The 6388-nt window shown below is 34.9% G+C and carries 8 protein-coding genes; all 8 read left to right on the top strand.

Annotated features, from left to right (window positions below):
- Positions 1-110: 110 nt before the first annotated feature.
- The 8 genes from PPA03S_RS33150 (at position 111) to PPA03S_RS31815 (ending at position 6136) form a co-directional block, all read left to right on the top strand.
- On the top strand, positions 111-269 hold the full coding sequence (locus tag PPA03S_RS33150) for a hypothetical protein (RefSeq protein WP_157284483.1): 159 nt from the start codon (positions 111-113) through the stop codon (positions 267-269).
- Positions 270-778: 509 nt separating this feature from the next.
- Positions 779-1177, top strand: a complete 399-nt coding sequence (locus tag PPA03S_RS31785) for a hypothetical protein (RefSeq protein WP_062330024.1) — start codon at positions 779-781, stop codon at positions 1175-1177.
- Between the two features lie 244 nt (positions 1178-1421).
- Positions 1422-2291, top strand: coding sequence for an FRG domain-containing protein (locus PPA03S_RS31790; protein ID WP_062330025.1), 870 nt, complete (start codon positions 1422-1424; stop codon positions 2289-2291).
- A gap of 226 nt (positions 2292-2517) precedes the next feature.
- Entirely contained in the window at positions 2518-2739 is a 222-nt protein-coding gene (locus PPA03S_RS31795) for a hypothetical protein (protein ID WP_062330026.1), read from the top strand.
- 171 nt (positions 2740-2910) lie between these two features.
- The gene (locus PPA03S_RS31800) at positions 2911-3246 is read left to right on the top strand and encodes a hypothetical protein (protein ID WP_062330027.1); all 336 of its coding nucleotides are present in this window, start codon (positions 2911-2913) and stop codon (positions 3244-3246) included.
- Positions 3247-3469: 223 nt separating this feature from the next.
- Positions 3470-3916, top strand: a complete 447-nt coding sequence (locus PPA03S_RS31805) for a helix-hairpin-helix domain-containing protein (protein ID WP_062330028.1) — start codon at positions 3470-3472, stop codon at positions 3914-3916.
- A 318-nt stretch (positions 3917-4234) separates the two neighbouring features.
- Complete coding sequence (locus PPA03S_RS31810) at positions 4235-4999, top strand: GNAT family N-acetyltransferase (RefSeq protein WP_062330029.1); 765 nt, start codon at positions 4235-4237, stop codon at positions 4997-4999.
- 54 nt (positions 5000-5053) lie between these two features.
- The gene (locus tag PPA03S_RS31815; protein WP_062330030.1) at positions 5054-6136 is read left to right on the top strand and encodes a phosphotransferase enzyme family protein; all 1083 of its coding nucleotides are present in this window, start codon (positions 5054-5056) and stop codon (positions 6134-6136) included.
- Positions 6137-6388 lie beyond the last annotated feature (252 nt).

Genomic DNA, 6388 nt, shown 5'->3' on the forward strand with positions numbered 1-6388 from the left:
GACATTCGTCCTGGGTCCGGCATTCGCCGGACACCCAGCAACGCTGGGTCGTGAATACAGGAACGTTAGCTGAAATCACTGCAAAATCAATATTTTGAGGGAGCTATTACGTGGAGATCAACCAAGAAATAATAAAAATGCTATATCAAATTCAGTGGTTTAGTAAATGTGGAATAAGAGATTATCAAAGTGATACCGTAATATATACTAATTCTTGGGTTGAAGCGTCTGAACATTATAATTCTCGAGAATGGGAAGAAACAACTTGAAGGCCAGAAATCAGTTGACTTTGTATTTACATAATAATTTTTCGAAAGAGTATTTACATTGGAATGCCATAGTCAAAGAAGCAAAGATAATTATCAATACGATGTTAAGCGAGCAACTGGATAGAACTCGAAATGAGTTCCAACTAGAGGATGTATTCAGTGCATGTGTTAGATGGGATATCTTAAATATAATTATGGAATACAGTTATTTAAGTAAGTTGAGAAAAAAATATAATAGATTTTACTCGGAACAAATATTATATATCTATTCTATAGGTCATCTGCCTTGTGGATGGGAAGGGAAATGGCCTTCAGGTAAGTTAGTGATTTTTTAAATATTGTTGAAGGCTTCTCGGGAAGGCAGTGACATCAGCTAACATAATATTCACGCTGCGGACATTCGTCCTTGGCCCGGCATTCGCCGGACACCTAGCATTCGCTAGGTCGTGAATACAGGAACGTTAGTTGAAAGATAAGTAAAATCCATTCTTAAGAGAGAGGTTATTTATATGGGAGTGGCTTATACATTAAATTGCAAACAGTGCTCTTACAATCAAAATGTTTCTTTAGGAATTGGTTTTAACTACATAGATTTGAAAAGTATTTTGGAATGGTATGAACAAGAAGAAGGGCGGCAACAAATCTTAAAATATATGAATGAAGAAGATACAAGTTTTGAATGTTATGACGGGCTTTATGTTTGTCAACAATGTGGATACTTATTAAATCGTACATTTCTGCATATAACATCAAAAGATTATTCTTATACAAATAACTTTGAGTGTCCATGTTGTCATATGCAAATGCCTAAAAAGCCTTTGCTAGATGAAATAGAAGAGAATTTTCTAAAGTGTCCTGACTGTAAGGACGAAGAATTAGAAATACAAGCATATTTGGACTGGGATTAAATACTTTTGTGTCAATCATAAAAGAGCCTATTGAACATTTGGAGAGCAACTCAACGAAGACTTATCCATCATCTAACATCATATTCACGCTGCGGGCATACGCCCTTGATCCGGCATTCACCGGATACCCGACATACGTCGGGTCGTGAATACAGTGAACGTTATGTGGAACCTATGCAAAAGCAATTTACAATTATATATAATCTGATTCTAACATCAAAAAAATAACTTAAGAGGTGTTTTTATGAGTAAGCAAAGTGATAATATTTTCTGTGAGTATACGATTAATTCATGGGAAGACTGCAGAAAGTTATTTAGAAGCATTGAAAAGTGGGTATTTAGGGGACAATCAAATAGTCAATGGTCATTACAAACTACATTAGAAAGAGGAGCTAAAATCAATAACTCTAATATTAGAGATATTCCAATGATTGAAAGAAACATTATTGAAAAATTTCAACGTAGAGCTTTTCATTACTTGGAAAAGCCTCCAGAAGTAGAGAATGTTTTAGAGTGGTTATCTTTAATACAACATCATGGAGGACCAACGAGATTATTAGACTTTTCCTATTCATACTTTGTGGCTTTGTTTTTTTCAATCGATCAGGCATTGCAAGAATCCACTGTCTTTTGCCTAAATAAAAAGTTAATCAATGCGAAGGGTCTTGAAACAGAAAAATGGAGAGGTTTAGAGGATGAGAAGTATTTTGGGACAAGAAAATATTGTAATGAAAAATTAATTGAACAAACTTCAAGCCCACTTGTAATGTTAATTGAGCCCTTTAATATACATGAGCGACTCTCCAGTCAGCAAGGTCTATTCGCTATTCCATTTGAAGGACTTCAAGCATTTGAATACAATCTGTCCTTAACTGTAAATAGATTTAGAAAGGAATTACCAATAAGTAAGATAATTGATAATCATGATGAAGATTTAATAGAGTTATTGAATCAGGAATGTGCATTGCTTAAAGTGAATATTCCAAAAGATTTTCATAATGAAATTAGAAGAGAATTAAAGTTAATGAATATATCTAGTGAAACTATTTATCCAGGAATTGATGGCTTTACAAAATCATTATATGGTGAATTTGATATAAATTATCGATCTTAACCTTGTAGTAATTCTAGATGGCATAGGAAACATATAACACGGTGTTAACGCATCGGACAGAGGGATTTCGGAGAAGAGGTAGCAGCCAGACACATCCGCACCGACTAAGCGCATCGCGCCCGGCCACGTTGTGGCTTTAGTCGGTGGGACGTCGTGAACACATGAACGTTATACGACAGAATCAAAATGCTATTGTTGAAGAAGCAACCTTATAGAAGGAGAAATTATGAATAACTTAAATGTCGATAAAATTCTTGGAGTAATGTTAAAAGAAATACAAAATGAAACAAGGAAATGGCTAGCTGGCAGACCATGTAGTGAGGAAGCATTTTTAAACAGACTTACTGAGGTTTTAGCAAAGACGAGAAGGAATTGCGATGTAGGAAATACTGAAGTTTATAAAGTAGAGGTTAAACAGTATATTTTACATAGAAAAGGTAAAAATTAAACGGATAAATATGGTTCAGATCTAGAAGTTACAATTTCTATCCCAGACCTCAAATTCTCAAAAACATCGTTGCTCCAATTAAAAAAAAGTGAAAATTATAAGGCACAACTTTTGCGAGATCAAATACAACAAGCATCGCAATTCGAACCAATCAAGCAAAGAAGTTTTGTAATGACAGTAGATGAATCACGAGGCGGCATTAAAGTCAATTCTATTACTAATATTGAGAAGGATATACCTATTGGACAAACTAGTAAGACTTTTGAATGTGAAGAGTGGGATACACTTTCAGAATGGATTATTAAATGGATGAGTTGTAAAGTGGGAGCTGGAAATACTGCTAACGATCCAATCCCTATTGAAAAATTATTAAGAAAGCAAATTATAAATGATAGTGAGATTGACCAACTAGAACTTGATGATATTTATGATTCAAATGAACTTAAATTACCCGAAGATTTCTTTTTAACTAAGAGTTGGATAAAGTATACTTTTAGAAAAGAATGACTCCATAAATAGAATTTGAAAAAATATGTTAGTAAATCAGAGAAGGGATTCCGTCGTATAACATAATATTCAAGCAGCGGCTCCTCACAGAGCCTTGGTCTGTTGGATGGATTTCTTGGAAGCAGATTCAGCAGACATACCCAGCATACGCTGGATGTCGTGAATACAGGAACGTTATCAGAAATCATTTGCAAGTATAGAAGCCTCTAAAAGGAGTAAGAGAATGAAAAAGAACAAGACTCCAATACTAGAATTAACTACTCAAGAGAGAAAGGAGTTAAGAAAAAATAAAATACTAATTAGTGAAATTTATAAATTAACAAATAACGAGATTTGCTTAATTATGAATGTTTCAGAAAATAGAGCCAAGGAAATAAAGGCTTTATCTGAGTTTCAAAGTTTACCTTCAATTGGACCTAAATTTGCAAAGGATTTATTAATGTTAGGTTATTATTCATTGAATGAAATAAGAGATAAAGATGGCGCCAGATTATTTGATGATTTAGAACATTTGTATGGGGAAAGAATTGATCCTTGTGTTGAAGATCAATTTAGATTCGTTATATATTGCGCTAATAATAGTTACTGTGGGAACCAATGGTGGGATTTCACCGAGGAAAGAAAACATTACAGGGATACTTATGGATATTCTAAAGAAAGACCTGAATAATGACTATTGAAGTATATAAGATAATTCGGAGAGGGCATATGACATCTGATAACACCATATTCTAGCTTCGGGGCATCCGCCCCTCGGTCCGGCCGAATTTAGATGTGGATTCGGAGGGGCATTTCACTAGCGAGGTAGCGAATTCAGCCGGACACATCCCTCCACCTAACTGCATCGCGGCCGCCCTTCAGGCTTAAGGTGGTGGGACGTCGTGAATACAAGAACGTTATCAGAAATGATCGTAAGAACATATGTAAGTAGAGTTAAGAATAATCGAACTACATTTAGAAATTGAAGTATGATGAGGGAGATAATTTAATGAATCAACGTCTAGATATAATCAAGAATAATATTGACCAACACGGTAGCTACTGTATGAGAAGTATGCAAAATCATTCCGGTTACATAAAAAAGGTCAAATGGACTGAAGAGAACTTTGATCGAGGACTACAATATATGCAAATCAAGGATGGAAAAAAGACGTTGGGTTTTATTGAGTATGCCCCAGGCCATTACTCCTGGAGGGCAATTTATGCTGACGAATATATGGTTATTCACTGCATATGGGTTGGAACTCCAGGAATGGGATTAGGCTCTCAGCTAGTTCAGTTATGTTTAGAAGAGGCCAGACAACGGAAAATGAAGGGAGTAGCTGTATTGACGAATGCTGACACTGGATGGGCGCCTAGTAAAGATATATTTATCAGAAATGGCTTTTCATTTGTTGAAAGTGGACCGCATTCATTTGAACTATATGTATATCCATTCGAAGATGCGCTACTACCATATTTACCTACAAATTGGAACGAACGTTTGGCAAGATTTGCTGAAGGGCTGACTATATTAAGAACGGATCAATGTCCATATTTGGATGTAGCTACAGAAAATCTTATTAAAGCAGCTAATACAGCAAATATTCATCCAAATATTATTCATTTTCAAGATCGGACACAGATGATGGAGTTATCTCCTACTCCTTACGGAGTATTTAATGTAGTTTATAACGGGGAATTAATTGCATATCATAGAATGACAGAGAAATCTTTTTTAAAAGCTCTTCTAAGAAAACAAGGGAATGAATAAAAGATTTTTTGCAACTATTCGAGGAGGGCAATCACTTCTGATAACATAATATTCATGCATTGGGCATACGCCCTTAAGCCAGTAAGGGTTCGTGAATACGAGAACGTTAGGCGAAACCGCGAAGAGAAAGGAAGAAACGTTATGGAAAAGCATGTTAAAGAACTTTTTACTAGGGAAGTGCTTAAAGAAGCGGCAGAAAATTTTAATATTAATGAATCAAGTCTTAAAGATTTAGAAGGATTCCAAAATTTTGTTTATTTTGGGAAGTCAAACGAAACAAGTGTTGTCCTCCGTGTTACACATAAATCACATCGAACTGAAGAAGAACTTTTATCTGAAATTAATTTTATTAATTACTTGTCTGATAATAATGTATCTGTTTCTAAAGTTATAATCTCTATTAATGGAAATTTTATAGAGCAAATAAAAGATGGGGAATTTTATGCGACTTCTTTTGAATATTCCCGTGGAAGGAAGGCTAGAATCGCCGAAGAAAGTGATATGTTTTATCAAAGAATCGGTAAGTATACAGGTGCAATGCATAGATTTTCAAAGAAGTTAAATTTAACACATGACTTAAACAGGAGACATTGGCATAAAAAAGAGTTACTAATCAATATGAAAAAGTATTTACCTGAGGAACTTTCTTATGTAATTGACAAATATGAAATTCTTAAAAAAGAGCTTAGTCGGCTTCCAAAGAATACGGATTCGTATGGAATTATCCACGGTGATTTAAATCATGGGAATTATTTGAACGTAGACGATGATGTACTATTTATTGATTTTGATGACGCCGAATACAGTTGGTTTGTTAGTGATATTGCTATACCTTTATTCTATGAAATTCCGATCCCCTGGGTAGTAGACGGAAAACAAAGGTTAGAGATAACCAAGAGGTATTATTATAATTTCATGGATGGGTATGTAAAAGAAAATACAATTGATAATACTTGGTTAAAATTAATACCTGATTTTATTAATCTTAGACAGTATGGAGTAGTTTCAGCGATTTATAGAAGTTATGATTTTAATAATTATAACAACTGGAGTGATTGGGACAAAGAAGCATTGAAATTTTATTTGAATAATATCAAGAATGATGTCCCTTATATTGAGATGGATTTTTGTAGGTAGTTCAATGTGGCATCACCTAACTATGCATTCATGCCTCAGGTGACGCCCCTTGGTCCCGGAAGTAGGGAGCGAGGAAGCGATTGCCGGGACACATCTGAGAGCCTAAGCGCATCGCGCTAAGGCTCTCGACGTCGTGAATGCACAAACGTTAGGTGAAAGCACAGAATTTTTTTAAAGAGGAGGCCCAAATGTGATTGGCCCAATATTCTTAAGAGGTGATTTAATTCATAAGTTTAAAGAGCATCTCACCAA

The sequence above is a fragment of the Paenibacillus pabuli NBRC 13638 genome (assembly GCF_001514495.1).
Taxonomy (GTDB): Bacteria; Bacillota; Bacilli; order Paenibacillales; family Paenibacillaceae; genus Paenibacillus; species Paenibacillus pabuli.